This is a genomic window from Kitasatospora sp. MAP12-44, from assembly GCF_029892095.1.
Lineage (GTDB): Bacteria > Actinomycetota > Actinomycetes > Streptomycetales > Streptomycetaceae > Kitasatospora.
In genome coordinates this window covers 620533-641007 of record NZ_JARZAE010000004.1, presented here as the reverse complement: position 1 = coordinate 641007, position 20475 = coordinate 620533, and the positions used below count along the sequence as shown (strand labels likewise).

The 20475-nt window shown below is 70.5% G+C and carries 1 protein-coding gene (only partly in view); it reads right to left on the bottom strand.

Features of this window, described 5'->3' with window-relative positions:
• Positions 1 to 20475, bottom strand: the 5' portion of a protein-coding gene (locus P3T34_RS03875) for a non-ribosomal peptide synthase/polyketide synthase (RefSeq protein ID WP_280671808.1). The gene continues 1704 nt to the left of window position 1, outside the view; 20475 of the gene's 22179 nt are visible here — the first part of the coding sequence; its start codon is at positions 20473 to 20475; its stop codon lies beyond the left edge, outside the window.

Sequence of the window (20475 nt, the reverse complement as noted above, 5' to 3'; positions counted from 1 at the left end):
GGCCAGGCGGTTGGCGCGGGCGTTCAACTCGGTGTAGCTGAGCCCGACTTCGTTCTGCACCAAGGCCACTGCCTGCGGTGTCCGCACCGCCTGCGTCTCGAACAACTCGGTCAGGCTGACGGCCGGGATGTCGGCGTCGGTGCTGTTCCACGTCCTCAGGAGCGTGTGCCGCTGGGCCTCGGTAAGGACGTCGATCTGCTGGAGTGGGGTGTCGGGTGTGCTCTCCAGGGCGGTGACCAGGCCCTGGAGGGCGGTGTGGGCCAGGGAGCAGACGAGCTCGGGGTCAAGTGGGGTGATCGCCTGGACGGAGATCCTGAAGTCGGCGCCGAGGTCGTCGATCGCCATGGTGAGCGGGTAGTTGGTGCGGTCCTGCCCGTGTTCGGCCTCGACGCCCACCAGGCCGGCGTCCTCGGCGTCGTCGTCCTCGTGGCTGTGGCGGTAGTTGAGCAGCGCGGTGAAGAGCGGCGCCGAGCCACCGATCCCACTGGCCTTCTGGGCGAGTGCGAGCGGGGCGTGCTCGTGGACGAGTAGGTCGGCGAGCCGGCCGCGCATGGTGAGCACCGCAGCTGCGGCGCTGACGCCCGCGGTCGGGAGGCGTACGGGGAGCGTGTTGATGAACAGGCCCGGCACCCGGTCGGCGCCGCTGCCGGCGTTCATCCGGCCGAAGAGCAGGGTGCCGAAGACGACATCGGCACGGTTCGAGGTGACGGCGACGACGCGGGCCCAGGCGACGTGGAAGAGGGTGGCCGGGCTCACGCCCAGCGCACGGGCCTGTTCCCGTATCCGGGCGGCGAGTCCGGGACTCAGCGGGAGCTCGGCCTCGGTCACCCGGCTGCCGTCGCCGCGGACGTCCAGCAGGCCGAAGGGGGCGGTGGGTTCGGTGACGTCGCCGAGCAGGTCGGCGAAGAAGCGCTCATGCTCCTCGCGGGAGACGCCGAGGAGTGCCTGGGCGACGAAGTCGCGGAACGGCAGGGGGGTGGGGAGCCGGTCCTGTTCGCCGGCCAGGATCGCCCGGATCTCGGCCAGCAGGACGTCCAGCGCGGTGTGGTCGGTGACCAGGTGGTGGCGCTGGAGCTGGAGGAGCCAGCGTTCGCCTGCTGGTCCGGTGGTGGGTTCGGCGGCTATGTGGGCGCGCAGGAGGGGTGCCTGGGTCAGGTCCATGGAGGCCGGGCAGGCGGCGGCGAGTTCGGCTGCTGGGTCCTGGGTGCTGTGGAGTTGGTGTTCCTGGACGGGGAGGGCGGCCTGGCGGGCGACGACCTGGACGGGCTCGGCGAGGCCCTGCCAGAGGACGGCGGTGCGCAGGATGTCGTGGCGGTCGATCACGTGCTGGAGGGCGTCGAGGAAGGTGTCCAGGCGCTTGCGTGAGTCGAAGGTGAGCATGGTCGGCATGACGTAGGTGTCGTCGCCGCCCTCGCCGGTGGCCAGGAGGTGGTGGAAGAAGATGCCTTCCTGGAGGGGGGCGAGGGGGTAGATGTCGGCGATGTTGGCGGCGCCGCCGGGGAAGGTGGAGACGATGCGGTCGAGTTCGTCGGTGGTCAGCTTCGCCAGGGGGAGCATGTCGGGGGTGATCGTGTGGGTGTCGGTGGGGATGAGGTTGGGCGGTACCACGACGCCGGTTGGGGCGGTGGCGGTGGTCAGGCCGGCGACGGTGGGTGAGGTGAAGAGGGTGCGGATGTTGATGTGGATGTCGCGGTTGCGCAGGCGTTCGACGAGGGTGACGGCGAGGAGGGAGTGGCCGCCGAGTTCGAAGAAGTCGTCGTCCAGGCCGACTTGGGGGACTGCGAGGACGTCGGCGAAGGTGTCGCAGAGTGTCTGCTCGTGGGGTGTGGAGGGGGCGCGGTAGGCGGTGGTGGTGGTGAGGTCGGGTGCGGGGAGGGCGTGGCGGTCGAGTTTGCCGTTGACGGTGAGGGGGAGTGCGTCGAGGGTGATGATCGCGGCGGGGATCATGTAGTCGGGGAGCGTGGTGGCGAGGTGGGCGCGGACGGCGGTGGCGTCCAGGTCGGCCGCCGGGACGATGTAGCCGACGAGGGTTTTGTTGCCGGGGGTGTCCTCGCGCATGATCACGCTTGCTTGGGCGATGCCCGGCTGTGTGATCAACGCGGCTTCGATTTCGGCGAGTTCGATGCGGTAGCCGCGGAGTTTGATCTGGTCGTCGGTGCGGCCGAGGTATTCGAGGTTGCCGTTGGTGCGCCAGCGGGCGAGGTCGCCGGTGCGGTACATGCGGGTGCCGGCCTGGCCGTGGGGGTCGGCGATGAAGCGTTCGGCGGTGAGGGCGGGGCGGTGGAGGTAGCCGCGGGCGAGCTGGGTGCCGGCGATGTAGAGCTCGCCGGCCGTCCCTGCCGGCACCGGTTGCAGCGTGCTGTCCAGGACGTAGGCGCGGGTGTTCCACATCGGTTTGCCGATGGGGACGGTGTTGGTGGGTTCTTGGTCGGTGCCGAGGGGGTAGTCGGTGCAGCCGACGGTGGCTTCGGTGGGTCCGTAGTGGTTGACGATGGCGACGTGGGGGTGGCGTCGTCGCCACTGTGCGAGTTGTGCGGGTTGTGCGGCTTCGCCGCCGACCATGAGTCGGCCGGTGGGGACGTGGGCGTCGGTGAGGGCGTCGAGGTAGGCCAGGCCGCTGGGTGTTGTTTTGAGGAAGGTCAGCGGCTGTCCGGTGAGGGCCTGGGGCAGGTGTTCGTCGAGTGGGGCGACGCGTACTTGGCCGCCGGTGGTGAGTGCGCCGTAGAGGGCGGTGACGCCGGCGTCGAAGGAGATGGAGGCGTGCAGCAGGGTGCTGCCGCCGAGCTCGGGGTAGGCCTTCGCGGCGCGGGTGAGGTAGTTGACGAGCCCGGCGTGGGGGAGGACGACGCCCTTGGGACGGCCGGTGGAGCCGGAGGTGTAGATGACGTAGGCGGGGTGCTGCGGGGTGGCCGTGGGGGTGGGGTTCTCGCTGCTGTAGGCGGTGGTGGGGGTTTGGTCGATGAGCAGGAGCCCGGTCGGCGGCTGCGTGGTTGCCTGCCGGGCGTGGGTGGTGAGGAGGAGGGCGGGGTGGGAGTCGTTGAGCATGTAGGTGATGCGGTCGGCCGGGTAGTCTGGGTCGATCGGCACGTAGGCGCCGCCGGCCTTGAGGACGGCGAGCAGGGCGACCACCAGGTCGGCGGAACGCTCCAGGAGGACGGCGACCAGGGACTCGGGGCCGACTCCGTGCTCGGTGAGCAGGTGGGCCAGGCGGTTGGCGCGGGTGTTCAGCTCGGCGTAGCTGAGGGTGGTGTTGTCGTGGACGACGGCGACCGCGTCGGGCGTGCGAGCCACCTGCGCCTCGAAGAGTGCGGGCAGGGTGGTCGCTGGGACGTGGTGGGCGGTGTCGTTCCACTCGGTCAGGATGCGGTGCCGCTCGGCGCCGTCCAGGACCTCGACGTGCGTGACCGGTCGCTGCGGCTCGGCCACCACCGCGTGCAGCACCCGCACGAAGCGGTGGGCGAGCCGCTCGGCCGTCGCGGGGTCGAACAGGTCGGCGGCGAACGTCAGCACGCCGCTCAACCCGGTTGGCGCGCCGTCCAGATCGAAGATCTCACTCAGGGTAAAGCCCAGGTCGAACCTGGCCGCCGCCGGACCGGCCGGCAGGGGCGCGGTGTTAAGGCCCGGCAGGTCGACAACCGCCTGGGCGTTGTTCTGCAGCGAGAGCATGATCTGGAAGAGCGGGTGGCGGGCCATGGAGCGGGTGGGGGCGAGTTCTTCGACGAGGCGTTCGAAGGGGATGTCCTGGTGGGCGAAGGCGCCGAGGCCGGTCTCGCGGACGCGGTGGAGCAGTTGGGTGAAGGTGGGGTCGCCGGTGAGGTCGGTGCGTAGGACGAGGGTGTTGACGAAGAAGCCGACCAGGTCGTCGAGGGCTTCGTCGGTGCGTCCGGCGACGGGGGTGCCGATGGGGATGTCGGTGCCGGCGCCGAGGCGGGAGAGCAGGACGGCGAGTGCGGCCTGCAGCACCATGAACACGGTCACGCCTTCGGCTCGGGCGAGCTGCTGGAGGCGCTGGTGCAGCTCGGCGGGCACCGCGAGCTCGACTGTCCCGCCCTGGTGGCCGGCGACCACCGGGCGCGGCCGGTCGGTCGGGAGGGTGAGTTCTTCCGGCAGCTCGGCCAGGGTGGCGCGCCAGTAGGCGAGTTGCTGCGCGAGCACGCTCGTCGGGTTCTCCGGCGAGCCGAGCAGCTCGCGCTGCCAGAGCGCGTAGTCCGCGTACTGCACCGGCAACTGCTCCCACTGTGGCGCCAGGCCGGCCAGGCGGGCCGTGTAGGCGGTGGAGATGTCGCGGGCCAGCGGGCCCATGGACCAGCCGTCACCCGCGATGTGATGCACCACCAGCAGGAGGACATGCTCCTCGCCGCCGAGCTCGAATAGCCAGGCGTGCAACGGGACTTCGGTCCGCAAGTCGAAGGTGTGGGCGGCGCTCCGGGCGATGGCCCGCTCGTCGAGTCCGTCCGTCTTGACCACGGTCAGCAGCGAGCCCAGGGCGTTGGTCGGCAGCACCTGCTGGCGCGGCCGGCCGTCGGTGGCCGGGAAGACCGTGCGCAGCACCTCGTGTCGAGCCATCACGTCGTGCAGGGCCTGGTGCAGGACGTTCGCGTCCAGGGCGCCGGAGAGGCGCAGCCCCAGCGGGATGTTGTAGGTGGCGCTCGGTCCCTCCAACTCGCCGAGGAACCAGAGGCGTTGCTGGGCGAAGGAGACCGGCAGGACGTCCGGGCGCGGGCCCGCCACGAGTGCCGGTCGGCCCTGGTCCGCGCCGTCCAGGCGGTTGGCCAGTTCGGCGACGGTCGGCGCCTCGAAGAGTGCGCGGATCGGCAGTTCGACGTCCAGCGTCGTGCGGATGCGGCTGATCAGGCGGGTGGCGAGCAGGGAGTGGCCGCCGAGGTCGAAGAAGCTGTCGTCGATGCCGACCCTGGGCAGGGCGAGAACCTGGGCGAACAGCTCGCAGAGGATCTCCTCGCGCGGGGTGCGCGGGTCGCGGCCAGCAGTCGGGCTGAGGTCGGGTGCGGGCAGCGCGCGGCGGTCGAGCTTGCCGTTGACGGTCAGCGGGAGCGAGTCGAGTGGGACGATCGCGGAGGGGACCGCGTATTCGGGCAGTGTCGCAGCGAGGTGGGCGCGCAGGGCGCTGGTGTCGAGCGCGCCTGCGGGGACGAGGTAGGCGACGAGGCGCTTGTCGCCGGGGGTGTCCTCGCGGACGATAGCGGCAGCTTGGGCGACGCTGGGGTGAGTGGTCAACGCCGATTCCACTTCGGCGAGTTCGATGCGGAAGCCGCGCAGTTTCACCTGCTGGTCGGCGCGGCCGGCGTACTCGATCTCACCGTTGCGGTTCCACCGGGCCAGGTCGCCGGTGCGGTACATCCGGGACCCAGGAACGTCGAACGGCGCTGCGACGAAGCGTTCGGCGGTGAGTGCGGGGCGGGAGAAGTAGCCGCGCGCCAGCCCGGCGCCGGCGAGGTAGAGCTCGCCAGTGGTGCCGGTGGGGACGGGGTTGAGATGGGCGTCGAGGATGTAGGCGCGCATGTTGTCCAGCGGGTGACCGATCGGCAGCGCCTGCCGGGTATCCGCCACCGGGTGGGCGGTGGCGAAGGTGGTGGTCTCGGTCGGGCCGTAGACGTTCGTCACGGCCGTGCCCGGACAGGCCGCCAGGACCCGCGCCACCGAGGCGGGGGAGACGACGTCACCACCGGTCCACACCTGGTGCAGACCGCGGAAGCATTCGGCGTCCTCCTCTGCGAAGAGAGTGAACAGGCCGATGGTCAGGAAGAGCCAGGTCACCCGGCGCCCGGAGACCACCCGGGCCAGCGAAGCCGCCGTCAGCTCGCCGGCGGGCGCGATGATGATCTGACGGCCCGTCAAGAGTGGTGTCCACAACTCAAAGGTCGAGGCGTCGAAGGAGTGCGGCGAGTGCATCAGCACCCGTTCCAGGCTCTGAGTCGCGAACCGGTGGTCCATCGCCAGGGCGATCACGTCCCGGTGGGCGACCGCGACGCCCTTGGGGCGGCCGGTCGAGCCGGAGGTGTACATCACGTACGCCAACTGGGCTGTGTCGCAGGGGACATCGAGGGCGGCGACGACATCGCAGCGTTCGAGGTCGTCGAGCGTGAGGACCGTGAGGCCCAACTCCGATGCCTGATCCAGCTGTTCGGCATCGGCGAGGACCACCTCGACACCGGTCTCCGCGGTGATCGACTCGCGGTGTGCGAGAGGGTAGCGCGCATCCAGTGGGACGTAGAACCCGCCCGCCTTCACCACTGCGAGGAGTGCGACCACCAGCTCGGCCGAGCGCTCCATCAGCACGGCCACGCCCCGCTCGGCGCAGACTCCGTGGGCAACCAGGCGCCGAGCGAGCCCGTTGGCCCGGGCATCCAGTTCCGCATAGGTCAGCTCGACGCCGTCGGCCACCACGGCGATCGCATCCGGAGTCCGGGCGACCTGGGCTGCGAACAGCTCGGGCAGGGTGCCGGTGGGGATCTCGCGGGTGGTGTCGTTCCACTCGGTCAGGATCTGGTGGCGTTCGGGGGTGTCGAGGATGTCGACGTGGCTGAGGGGCTGGTGCGGTGCGGACAGCACGGACTCTAGGACCCGCAGCAAGCGCTCGACGATCTGCTGAGCGGTCGCTGTGTCGAAGAGGTCGGTTGCGTAGGTGAGGGTGCCGTTGAGGTCGTTGGTGTCGGGGTTGTGGTGGAGGGTGAGGGCGAGGTCGAACTTGGCGGTGGGGTGTCCGGCGGGTATGACGGTTGAGTTGATGCCGGGGAGGTCGAGGGCCGCGTGGGTGGTGTTCTGGAGGGTGAGCATGACCTGGAAGAGCGGGTGGCGGGCCATGGAGCGGGTGGGGGCGAGTTCCTCGACCAGGCGCTCGAACGGGATGTCCTGGTGGGCGAAGGCGCTGAGGCCGGTCTCGCGGACGCGGTGGAGGAGCTGGGTGAAGGTGGGGTTGCCGGTGAGGTCGGTGCGTAGGACGAGGGTGTTGACGAAGAAGCCGACCAGGTGGTCGAGGGCTTCGTCGGTGCGTCCGGCGATGGGGGTGCCGATGGGGATGTCGGTGCCGGCGCCGAGGCGGGAGAGCAGGACGGCGAGTGCCGCCTGCAGGACCATGAAGAGGGTGACGCCCTCGGCCTGCGCCAACGCGGTGAGCTGGGTGTGGAGTTCGCGGGGGATGGTGAGCTCGACGTTGCCGCCGCGGTGGCTGGTGGTTGCGGGGCGGGGGTGGTCGGTCGGGAGGGTGAGCTCTTCGGGGAGCGCGGCCAGGGTGGCGCGCCAGTAGGCGAGTTGCTGTGCGAGCACGCTCGTCGGGTCTTCGGGAGAGCCGAGCAGCTTGCTCTGCCAGAGTGCGTAGTCCGCGTACTGGACCGGCAGGGGCTCCCACTGCGGGGTGTCGCCGGTGAGGCGGGCGGTGTAGGCGGTGGAGATGTCGTGGGCCAGCGGGACCGTGGACCAGCCGTCACCTGCGATGTGATGCAGGACGACCAGCAGTACGTGTTGGTGCCGGTCGGCACTCTGTGTGAACAGCCATGCGTGGAAAGGAAGTTCGCTTGTGAGGTCGAAGGTGTGCCCCGCAGCTCGGGAGACCGCCTGCTCGTCGAACTCGGCCACTGTCAGGCACGAGTCGATCGCCTCGGAGTCGAGGATGCGTTGGTGGGGCTGGCCGTCGACGACGGGGAAGACGGTGCGCAGCACCTCGTGCTGGCGGGCGACGTCACGCAGCGCGTGGCGTAGAGCGTCGACGTTCAGCGGACCGGTGAGTTGGAGGGCGATGGGGATGTTGTAGGTGGCGTTCGGTCCTTCCAGTTCGTTGAGGAACCAGAGGCGCTGCTGGGCGAAGGAGACGGGGAGCAGCTCCGGCCGGGCGCCGTTGGCCAGGAGTGCCGGGCGGCTGCGGTCTGCGCCGTCGAGTCGCTGGGCGAGGGCGGCGACGGTGGGGGCCTCGAAGACGGTGCGGATGGGGAGTTCGACGTTGAGGGCGGTGCGGATGCGGCTGGTGAGGCGGGTGGCGAGGAGGGAGTGGCCGCCGAGGTCGAAGAAGTTGTCGTCGATGCCGACCGCTGGTGTTGCGAGGACTTGGGCGAAGATCTCGCAGAGGATCTCTTCGCGTGGGGTGCGCGGCTCGCGACCGGTCGGCGTGGTGAGGTCGGGTGCGGGGAGAGCACGTCGGTCGAGTTTGCCGTTGACGGTGAGCGGCAGGGCGTCGAGGACGACGATCGCGGTGGGGACCATGTAGTCGGGGAGCAGGGTAGCGAGGTGGGCGCGTACGGCCGCGACGTCGAGCTCGCCTGCGGGCACCGCGTACCCGACGAGCCTCTTGTCCCCGGGACTGTCTTCGCGCAGCAGGACGGTGGCGTGTGCCACCTGCGTGTGCGTGATCAACGCGGCTTCGATCTCGGCGAGTTCGATGCGGAAGCCGCGGAGCTTGACCTGGTCGTCGGTGCGGCCGAGGTATTCGAGGTTTCCGTCGGTGCGCCAGCGCGCGAGGTCGCCGGTGCGGTACATCCGCTCACCGGCCTGGCCGTGGGGGTCGGCGGTGAAGCGCTCGGCCGTCAGCTCGGACCGGTTCAGGTAGCCGCGGGCGAGCTGGATGCCCGCGAGGTACAACTCGCCGGCCACGCCGGCGGGTACGGGCTGAAGAGAGCGGTCGAGCACGTAGACGCGGGTGTTCCAGATGGGTCGCCCGATCGGCACGGACAGGCCGGCGCTGTCGTCGGCGCAGGCCCAGGCGGTGACGTCGACGGAGGCTTCGGTGGGTCCGTAGAGGTTGTGCAGTGGAGTGCCAGGAAGCGCACGCGCGAAGGCGTCGCGCAGCTCGGCCGCGAGTGCCTCGCCGCTGCACATCACCGCGCGCAGCCCGTCGCACTGCGCGGCGGTGGGCTCCGTGAGGAAGGCCTGCAGCATCGACGGCACGAAGTGCGTAACCGTGACCCGCTCACGCCGGATGAGCTCGGCCAGATATCCCGGTTCGCGGTGCCCGCCCGGCCGCGCCACGATCAGGGTGGCGCCTTCGAGCAGGGGCCAGAAGAACTCCCACACCGACACGTCGAACCCGAACGGCGTCTTCTGCAGCACCCGGTCCGAGCCCGTCAGCCCGTATTCGCCCTGCATCCACGCCAGGCGGTTGACGATCCCGGCATGCGGAACCACGACACCCTTCGGCCGACCGGTCGACCCCGACGTGAAGATCACATACGCCGGGTGCTCCGGACGCAGCCCGCACGAGGGGAGGTCATCAGCGCCATAACATGACGCTTCGTCAACGAGCTCACGCGTCACCACCACCGGAGCGTTTGCCTGGTCGAGCACATACGCGATCCGCTCGTCGGGGTAGTCCGGGTCCACCGGCAAGTAAGCGCCGCCCGCCTTCAACACCGAGAGGAGCGCCACGACCAGTTCGACCGAGCGCTCCATCACCACCGGCACCACCGACTCCGGCCGCACCCCCCGCTCAACCAGCAGTCGTGCCAAGCGGTTTGCCCGCGCGTTCAACTCCCCGTAGCCGACCTCGACGCCCTCGAACACCACCGCCACCGCGTCCGGCGTCCGCGCGACCCGCGCCTCGAACAGCTCCGGAAGCGTCCCCGCAGCGACGTCCACCGCCGTGTCGTTCCACTCGGTCAGGATCTGGTGGCGTTCGGGGGTGTCGAGGATGTCGATGTGGCTGAGGGGCTGCTGGGGTGTGGTTGCGGTGGCGTGGAGGAGGCGGAGGAGGCGTTGGGCGATCTGCTGAGCGGTCGTTGTGTCGAAGAGGTCGGTTGCGTAGGTGAGGGTGCCGTTGAGGTCGTTGGTGTCGGGGTTGTGGTGGAGGGTGAGGGCGAGGTCGAACTTGGCGGTGGGGTGTCCGGCGGGTATGACGGTTGAGTTGATGCCGGGGAGGTGGAGGGCTGCGTGGGTGGTGTTCTGGAGGGTGAGCATGACCTGGAATAGCGGGTGGCGGGCCATGGAGCGTGTGGGGGCGAGTTCTTCGACGAGGCGTTCGAAGGGGATGTCCTGGTGGGCGAAGGCGCCGAGGCCGGCTTCGCGGACGCGGTGGAGGAGTTGGGTGAAGGTGGGGTTGCCGGTGAGGTCGGTGCGTAGGACGAGGGTGTTGACGAAGAAGCCGACCAGGTCGTCGAGGGCTTCGTCGGTGCGTCCGGCGATGGGTGTGCCGATGGGGATGTCGGTGCCGGCGCCGAGGCGCGAGAGCAGGGCGGCGAGTGCCGCCTGCAGCACCATGAACACGGTGACGCCTTCGGCTCGGGCGAGCTCCTGGAGGCGCTGGTGCAGCTCGGCGGGAATCGCCAGCTCGATCGAGCCGCCCTGGTGGCCGGCGACTGCCGGGCGCGGTCGGTCGGTCGGGAGGGTGAGTTCTTCCGGCAGCTCGGCCAGGGTGGCGCGCCAGTAGGCGAGTTGCTGCGACAGCACACTGTCCGGGTTCTCCGGCGAGCCGAGCAGCTCGCGCTGCCAGAGCGCGTAGTCCGCGTACTGCACCGGCAGCGGCTCCCACCGCGGCGCCACGCCGGTCAGACGGGCCGTGTAGGCGGTGGAGATGTCGCGGGCCAGCGGGACCGTGGACCAGCCGTCACCGGCGATGTGATGCAGGACGACCAGCAACACGTGCTCGTCCGGTCCCTGCAAGAACAGCCAGGCCCGCAGAGGGAGTTCGGAGGCCGGGTCGAAGGTGTGCGCCGCAGCCCGGGAGACTGCCTCTTCCTCGAACTCGGCCACGGTCAGCGGCGAGTTCACACCCTCGGAGTCGAGGACGTGCTGGTGAGGCTGGCCGTCGACGGCGGGGAATACGGTACGCAGCACCTCGTGGCGACCCACCACATCGCGCAGCGCGGCTTCGAGCGCGGCAGCGTCGATCGCACCGGTGAGTTGGAGGGCGATGGGGATGTTGTAGGTGGCGTTCGGTCCTTCCAGTTCGTTGAGGAACCAGAGGCGCTGCTGGGCGAAGGAGACGGGGAGCAGCTCCGGCCGGGTGCCGCTTGCCAGGAGTGCCGGGCGGCTGCGGTTTGCGCCGTCGAGTCGCTGGGCGAGGCTGGCGGGGGTGGGGGCTTCGAAGACCGTGCGGATGGGGAGTTCGACGTTGAAGGTGGTGCGGATGCGGCTGGTGAGGCGGGTGGCGAGGAGGGAGTGGCCGCCGAGGTCGAAGAAGTTGTCGTCGATCCCGATTCGGGGCAGGCCGAGAACCTGCGCGAAGACCTCGCAGAGCACCTGCTCGTGAGGCGAGGAGGGGGCGCGGTAGGCGATGGTGGTGGTGAGGTCGGGTGCGGGGAGAGCACGTCGGTCGAGTTTGCCGTTGACGGTGAGCGGCAGCGTGTCCAGCACGACGATCGCGGCGGGGACCATGTACTCGGGGAGCAGGGTGGCGAGTTGGGTGCGTACAGCGGTGGTGTCGAGCTCGCCTGCGGGCACCGCGTACCCGACGAGCCTCTTGTCCCCGGGGGTGTCCTCGCGCACGATCACGGTCGCTTGGGTGACTCCCGGTTGTGAGGTCAATGCGGCTTTGATTTCGGCGAGTTCGATGCGGAAGCCGCGGAGTTTGATCTGGTCGTCGGTGCGGCCGAGGTATTCGAGGGTTCCGTCGGTGCGCCAGCGGGCGAGGTCGCCGGTGCGGTACATGCGCTCACCGGCCTGGCCGTGGGGGTCGGCGGTGAAGCGCTCGGCGGTGAGGTCGGGTCGGTTCAGGTAGCCCCGGGCCAGCTGGATGCCCGCGAGGTACAACTCGCCGGCCACACCGACGGGTACCGGTTGCAGGGCGGCGTCCAGCACGTACACCCGCGTGTTCCAGATGGGTCGCCCGATCGGCACGGACAGGCCGGCGGTGTCGTCGGCGCACGCCCAGGCGGTGACGTCGACGGAGGCTTCGGTCGGTCCATAAAGGTTGTGCAGTGGCGTGCCCGGAAGCACGCGCGCGAAGGCGTCGCGCAGCTCGGCGGGGAGTGCCTCGCCGCTGCACATCACCGCCCGCAGCCCGTCGCAGTGCGCGGCAGCGGGCTCCGTGAGAAAGGCCTGGAGCATCGACGGCACGAAGTGCGTGACGGTGACCCGCTCACGCCGGATCAGTTCCGCCAGATACCCCGGTTCGCGGTGCCCGCCCGGTCGGGCGACGACGAGGGTGGCGCCTTCGAGCAGGGGCCAGAAGAACTCCCACACCGACACGTCGAACCCGAAGGGTGTCTTTTGCAGCACCCGGTCCGAGCCCGTCAGCTCGTACTGGCCCTGCATCCACGCCAGGCGGTTGACGATCCCGGCATGCGGAACCGCGACACCCTTCGGCCGACCGGTCGACCCCGACGTGAAGATCACATACGCCGGGTGCTCCGGACGCAGCCCGCACGCGGGGAGGTCATCAGAGTCATAAGCTGATGCTTCGTCAACTAGCGCACGCGTCACCACCACCGGCGCGTCGGCCTGGCCGAGTACGTACGCGATCCGCTCGGCGGGGTAGTCCGGGTCCACGGGCAGGTAAGCGCCGCCTGCCTTCAGGACTGCCAGGAGCGCCACGACCAGTTCGACCGAGCGCTCCATCACCACCGGCACGACCGACTCCGGCCGCACTCCCCGCTCAACCAGCAGTCGTGCCAAGCGGTTTGCCCGCGCGTTCAACTCCCCGTAGCTGACCTCGACGCCCTCGAACACCACCGCCACCGCGTCCGGTGTCCGCGCGACCCGCGCCTCGAACAGCTCCGGCAGCGTCCCCGCAGTGACCTCCACCGCCGTGTCGTTCCACTCGGTCAGGATCCGGTGGCGCTCGGGACTCTCGAGCACGTCGATGCCGTTGACCGGCTGGTGCGGTGCGGACAGCACGGACTCAAGGACCCGCACCAGACGTTCGGCGATCCGCTGAGCCGTTGCCGTGTCGAAGAGGTCGCGCGCGAAGGTGAGGGTTCCGCGCAGCCCGTCCGACGTGCCATCGGCGCCGAAGGCCTCCTCCAGGGTGAGGTCCAGGTCGAACCGTGCCGCCAGCTGTCCCGTGGGGAGGAGGGTGGTCTCAAGGCCGGGGAGGTCGAGGGCCGCCCGGGTGGTGTTCTGGAAGGTGAGCATCACCTGGAAGAGCGGGTGGCGGGCCATCGAGCGGGCCGGGGCCAGCTCCTCGACGAGGCGCTCGAACGGCACCTCCTGGTGGGCGAAGGCCCCCAGCCCGGTCTCGCGGACGCGGCCCAGCAGCTGCGCGAACGTCGGGTCCCCGGACAGGTTGGTGCGCAGCACCAGGGTGTTGACGAAGAAGCCGACCAGGTCGTCAACGGCCTCGTCGGTGCGGCCGGCGATGGGCGTGCCGATCGGGATGTCGGTGCCGGCACCGAGCCGCGACAGCAGGACGGCGAGCGCCGCCTGCAGCACCATGAACACCGTCACGCTCTCGGCGCGGGCGAGTTCGGTCAGACGGCGGTGGAGCTCGACGGGTACGGCGATATCGACGCTTCCGCCGACGTGGCTGGCCACTGCCGGGCGCGGCTTGACGGTCGGCAGCGCGAGCTCCTCCGGCAGGTCGCTCAACGTGGTGCGCCAGTAGGCGAGTTGCCGGGACAGCACGCTGTCGGGATCGTCCTGCGAGCCGAGCAGGTCGCGCTGCCACAGTGCGTAGTCCGCGTACTGCGCGGACAGCGGCTTCCAGGCCGGGGCGTCACCGGAGAGGCGGGCTGCGTACGCGGTGGAGATGTCCCGTGCCAGCGGACCCATCGACCAGCCGTCACCAGCGATGTGATGCACCACCAGGAGCAGCATGTGCTCCGTCGGAGCGAGTGCGAACAGGAGGGCCCGTACGGGCAGTTCGTTGCACAGGTCGAACGGACGGCTCGCCGCCTCGGCCACGGCCTCCGCCAGGGCGAGCTTGTCGAGGTGGTCGGCCTTGACCACGGTCAGCGGCGAGTTCAGGGCGTCGACGTCGAGGATGTGCTGGTGGGGCTGCCCGTCAACGGTCGGGAAGACGGTGCGCAGTACTTCGTGGCGACCCACCACATCGCGCAGCGCGGCTTGGAGTGCGTCGGCATCGACCGCACCGGTGAGTTGGAGGGCGATGGGGAGGTTGTAGGTGGCGTTCGGACCTTCCAGTTCGTTGAGGAACCAGAGGCGCTGCTGGGCGAAGGAGACCGGCAGCAGGCCGGGTCGCGTAGCGGCGGCGAGCAGCGCCGGGCGCCGAGCGCAGGTGTCGTCGAGTCGCTGGGCGAGGGCGGCGACGGTGGGGGCCTCGAAGACGGTGCGGATGGGGAGTTCGACGTTGAGGGTGGTGCGGATGCGGCTGGTGAGGCGGGTGGCGAGGAGGGAGTGGCCGCCGAGGTCGAAGAAGTTGTCGTCGATGCTGACAGCTGGTGCACCGAGGACTTGGGCGAAGATCTCGCAGAGGATCTCCTCGCGTGGGGTGCGCGGGTTGCGACCGGTCGACGCGATGAAGTCGGGTGCGGGGAGAGCACGTCGGTCGAGTTTGCCGTTGACGGTGAGCGGGAGCGCGGCCAGTACGACGATCGCGGCGGGGACCATGTACTCGGGGAGCAGGGTGGCGAGTTGGGCGCGTACGGCGGCGGTGTCGAGCTCGCCCGCGGGCACCACGTACCCGACGAGCCTCTTGTCCCCGGGGCCGTCTTCGCGCAGCAGGACGGTGGCGTGTGCCACCTGCGTGTGCGTGATCAACGCGGCTTCGATCTCGGCGAGTTCGATGCGGAAGCCGCGGAGCTTGACCTGGTCGTCGGTGCGGCCGAGGTATTCGAGGTTTCCGTCGGTGCGCCAGCGCGCGAGGTCGCCGGTGCGGTACATCCGCTCACCCGCAGCGCCATGGGGATCGGCAGTGAAGCGCTCGGCCGTCAGCTCGGACCGGTTCAGGTAGCCGCGAGCGAGCTGGACACCCGCGAGGTACAACTCACCGGCCACACCCACCGGCACCGGTTGCAGCGCGGCATCCAGCACATACACCCGCGTGTTCCAGACCGGGCGGCCGATCGGCACGGACAGGCTGGCGCTGTCGTCCGCGCACGCCCAGGCGGTGACGTCGACAGAGGCTTCGGTCGGTCCATAAAGGTTGTGCAGTGGAGTGCCCGGAAGCGCACGCGCGAAGGCGTCGCGCAGCTCGGCGGGGAGCGCCTCGCCGCTGCACATGACCGCGCGCAGCCCGTCACACCGCGCGGCGGCGGGCTCCGTGAGAAAGGCCTGGAGCATCGACGGCACGAAGTGCGTGACGGTGACCCGCTCGCGCCGGATGAGCTCCGCCAGGTACCCCGGTTCGCGGTGCCCGCCCGGTCGGGCGACGACGAGGGTGGCGCCCTCCAGCAGGGGCCAGAAGAACTCCCACACCGAGACGTCGAATCCGAACGGTGTCTTCTGCAGCACCCGGTCCGAGCCCGTCAGCCCGTATTCGCCCTGCATCCATGCCAGGCGGTTGACGATCCCGGCATGCGGAACCACGACACCCTTCGGCCGACCGGTGGACCCCGACGTGAAGATCACATACGCCGGGTGCTCCGGACGCAGCCCGCACGCGGGGAGGTCATCAGCGCCATAACCTGACGCTTCGTCAACTACCTCATGCGTCACCACCACCGGAGCGTCGGCCTGGCCGAGCACGTACGCGATGCGCTCGTCGGGGTAGTCCGGGTCCACGGGCAGGTACGCGCCGCCTGCCTTCAGGACTGCCAGGAGCGCCACGACCAGTTCGACCGACCGCTCCATCACCACCGGCACGACCGACTCCGGCCGCACCCCCCGCTCAACCAGCAGCCGTGCCAAGCGGTTTGCCTGCGCGTTCAATGCCCGGTAGCCGATCTCGACGCCCTCGAACACCACCGCCACCGCGTCCGGCGTCCGCGCGACCCGCGCCTCGAACAGCTCCGGCAGCGTCCCCGCCGCAACCTCCACCGCCGTGTCGTTCCACCCCTCCAGCACCCGCCGACGCTCCACCTCATCCAGCACCCCGACCTCCGCTAGGGGGCTGTGGGGTGCGGTCTCCAACGCGGTGACCAGGCCCTCGACGGCGGTGCGCGTCAGGCCGCAGAGCAGCTCGGCGTCGACGGGTGCGGCCGCCTGGGCGGCGAGGACGAAGCCGGCGCCGATGTCGTCCACCGCCATGGCCAGCGGGTAGTTGGTGCGCTCGTGGCTGTGCAGGATCTCGACGCCCGGCAGGCCGGTCTCAGGTGCGAGCGTCGGGTTGGAGCCCTGGCTGTGGCGGTAGTTGAGCAGCGAGGTGAAGAGCGGTGCCGCGGCTGCTATGCCGCTGGCCTGCTGCGCGGTGGCCAGCGAGGCGTGCTCGTGGGCGAGGAGGTCGGCGAGCTGGCCGCGCATGGCGAGCACGGCGTCGACCGCGCTCACACCGGCGGTCGGCACCCGCACCGGGAGGGTGTTGATGAAGAGCCCGGGCACCCGGTCCGCGCCCGTGCCGGCGTTCATCCGCCCGAAGAGGACCGTGCCGAAGACGACGTCGTCGCGGTTGGCGGTCGCGGCGACCACGCGCGCCCAGGCGACGTGGAACACGGTGGCCGCGCTCACGCCCAGCCGGCGCGACTGCTCGCGCACCCGGGCGGCGAGTCCGGCCTCCAGGGAGAGCGTGGCCTCGGCGAGCGCGGTGGCCTCCCCGCGCACGTCGAAGAGGCCGAACGGGGCGGTGGGCTCGCTGACATCGCTCAGCAGGTCGGCGAAGTACCGCTGATGCTCCTCGGGGGCGGTGCCAAGGCGGGCCTGGGCGACGAAGTCGCGGAACGGCAGCGGCTCGGGCAGGCTGTCCCGCTGGTCGTCCAGGACGGCCCGGATCTCCGCGAGGAGCACCTCCAGGGTCGTGTGGTCCGTGATCAGGTGGTGGCGGGTGAGCAGCAGCAACCATCGCTCGCTACCGGGCTCGGCTGCGATGTGCGCTCGCAGCAGCGGCGCGCGGGTGAGGTCCATGGACGGACGGCACGCGGCGCTGAGCTGCGCCACCGCATCCACACCAGCGGCGGTGCCGAGGTCGACCTGGTCGACGGGCAGTGCGGCGTGGCGGGCCACGACCTGGACGGGTTCGGGCAGGCCCTCCCAGAGGAAGGCGGTGCGCAGGACGTCGTGGCGGTCCACGACGTGCTGCAGGGCGGCGAGGAACGTGTCGAGGCGGTCGCGCGAGTCGAAGGTCAGCGCGGTCGGCAGGACGTAGATGTCGTCCTCGCCGTCACCGGCGGCCATCAGGTGGTGGAAGAGGATGCCCTCCTGCAGCGGCGCGAGCGGGTAGATGTCCGCGATGTTCGCCGCGCCGCCCGGGAACACCGAGGCGATCCGGTCGATCTGTTCGGCCGTCAGGTCCACCAGGGGCAGCATGTCCGGCGTGATCAGCTGTGCCCCGGCCGGGATCAGGTTGGGCGGCGCCACCGTCTCGCCGGTGGCGGAGGCCAGCGCGAGGCCGGCAGCGGTGGGTGCGGCGAACAGGGCCCGTACGTCCACCCGCACGCCGCGCTCGCGCAACCGCTCCACCAGCGTCACGGCGAGCAGCGAGTGTCCGCCAAGTGCGAAGAAGTCGTCGTCTGCCCCGACCCGCGGCAGGCCGAGGACCTGCGCGAAGACCTCGCAGAGGATCTCCTCACGGGGGGTGCGCGGGTTGCGACCGGTCGACACGATGAAGTCGGGTGCGGGGAGAGCACGTCGGTCGAGCTTGCCGTTGACGGTGAGCGGCAGCGCGGCCAGCACGACGATCGCGGCGGGGACCATGTACTCGGGGAGCAGGGTGGCGAGTTGGGCGCGTACAGCGGTGGTGTCGAGCTCGCCCGCGGGCACCACGTACCCGACGAGCCTCTTGTCCCCAGGGGTGTCCTCGCGCACGATCACGGTCGCTTGGGTGACTCCCGGTTGGGAGGTCAACGCGGTTTCGATTTCGGCGAGTTCGATGCGGTAGCCGCGGAGTTTGATCTGGTCGTCGGTGCGGCCGAGGTATTCGAGGGTTCCGTCGGTGCGCCAGCGGGCGAGGTCGCCGGTGCGGTACATCCGCTCACCCGCAGCGCCATGCGGGTCGGCGGTGAAGCGCTCGGCCGTCAGCTCGGACCGGTTCAGGTAGCCGCGAGCGAGCTGGACACCCGCGAGGTACAACTCACCGGCCACACCCACTGGCACCGGCTGCAGCGCGGCATCCAGCACATACACCCGCGTGTTCCAGATGGGTCGCCCGATCGGCACGGACAGGCCGGCGTTGTCGTCGGCGCACGCCCATGCAGTGACGTCGACAGAGGCTTCGGTCGGACCATAAAGGTTGTGCAGTGGAGTGCCAGGCAGCACGCGCGCGAAGGCGTCACGCAGCTCGGCCGCGAGCGCCTCACCACTGCACATCACCGCGCGCAGCCCGTCGCACTGCGCGGCCGCAGCTTCGGTCAGGAAGGCTTGCAGCATCGACGGCACGAAGTGCGTGACGGTGACCCGCTCGCGCCGGATCAGCTCGGCCAGATGCCCGGGCTCGCGGTGCCCACCCGGCCGCGCCACGACCAGGGTGGCGCCCTCCAGCAGGGGCCAGAAGAACTCCCACACCGACACGTCGAACCCGAACGGCGTCTTCTGCAGCACCCGGTCCGAGCCCGTCAGCCCGTACTCGCCCTGCATCCACGCCAGGCGGTTGACGATCCCGGCATGCGGAACCACGACACCCTTCGGCTGCCCCGTCGACCCCGACGTGAAGATCACATACGCAGGGTGCTCCGGACGCAGCCCACGCCCCGTCAGATCGTCCGCACGGTACTCCGATGCCTCCGCAACGAGCTCACGCGTCACCACCACCGGAGCGTTTGCCTGGCCGAGCACGTACGCGATCCGCTCGGCCGGGTAGTCCGGGTCCACCGGCAGGTAAGCGCCGCCCGCCTTCAACACCGCCAGGAGCGCCACCACCAGTTCGACCGAGCGCTCCATCACCACCGGTACCACCGACTCCGGCCGCACCCCCCGCTCAACCAGCAGTCGTGCCAAGCGGTTTGCCCGCGCGTTCAACTCCCCGTAGCTGACCTCGACGCCCTCGAACACCACCGCCACCGCGTCCGGCGTCCGCGCGACCCGCGCCTCGAACAGCTCCGGCAGCGTCCCCGCCGCAACCTCCACCGCCGTGTCGTTCCAGTCCGCCAGCACCCGCCGACGCTCCACCTCCTCCAGCAGGTCGACACCCGCCAGCGAATGGCCCGGCTCCTCCAACGTCGCCAGGCTCTCCAGCAGCCGGCCGAACCGCTCGGCGTGCTCGACCGCGTCAGCCGCGTCGTACACCGCCGGGTTCGCGTCCACCACCAGCTGCACGCCCGCTCCGGCGACCTGCCGGTCGTAGAGCACGAACGACACGTCCTCGATGGCGCCGTTGGAGAAGTTGTGCGCGGTGCTGGGGAGGCCGGCGAAGCGCAGGTCGTAGTCGAAGGCCATCACGTTGACCGTCGTCCCGAACAACCGGGCGCCGCCGCTGCCCCCGACGAGGTTCAGGTCGCGCTGCAGGTCCTCGTAGCGGTAGCGCTGGTGGCGCAGCGCCTCGCGCATGGCGGTGCCGGCCTGCCGGGTGAGCTCGGCGAGCCCGCAGCCCGGGCGCACCGTCAGCCGGATGGGCAGGACGTTGGCGAGCATGCCGGGGGTGGTGCGCTGCAGGCGGTTGGTGCGGCCGGTCACCGGCAGGCCCAGGACGACGTCCTCGGTGCCGGTCAGGCGGTGGGTGTAGAGGGCGGTCGCGGCCATCACCAGGACGGGCAGGCTGGTCCGCATACCGCGGGCGGCGGCGCGCAGCCGCTGCGCCGTCCGGGGCGGGAGGTCGACGCTGTGGCGGACGGTGGTGTGCGATGCCGGTGCGAAGCGGCCGGCGAGGCTGACCGGCTCCGGTCGGTCGGCGAAGCGCTCCGTCCAGTACCGGCGGTCCTCGGCGAACTTCTCGGAGGCGCGGTAGGCCGCGTCCTCCTCCACCAGCTCCCGGTACGGCGCGAACGGCTCGCCGGTCGGCCGTCCCTCGACCAGCGCGGTGTAGATCTCGGCGACGCGGTTCGCGAGCAGGGAGCCGCTGTAGCCGTCGCCGGCGAGGTGGTGCGCGCGCTGGTACCAGAAGAGCCGCTCGGGTCCGGCCGGGAAGATCGCGACGGTGCAGGTCGGCCCGTGCTCCAGGTCGACCGGACGGGCCAGCTCCGCCCGTATCCACTCCTGCACCGCACCCCAGGGGTCCGACTCGGCGCTCACGTCCCGCACCTGCACGGGCGAGTCCGCGACCGGGGCGACGACCTGTCGCACCTCCCCGCCGCCGCGCGGGAAGCGCAGCCGGAGCATCTGCGCCTCCGCGGTCATCTGCCGCACCGCCGTCTCGAACAGCGCAGCGTCGACCGGGCCGTGGATCTCCAGGCACTCGGCGATCTGGTAGGCCGGGTTCGACGGGTCCAGAAGCTGGGCGAACCATATTCCGGACTGTCCAGCCGTCAGGGGCCACGTGACGGAATGGGTGTCCGACATGTTCAGTGCTCCGGTTCGTCTAGCGCCGGCCGCGCGACTGGCAGCGGCAACGGGGAACCACGCCTCGGCCTTTGACGGCTCGGGGGCGGTCTCTTCGGGTGGGAGAGGATCCAG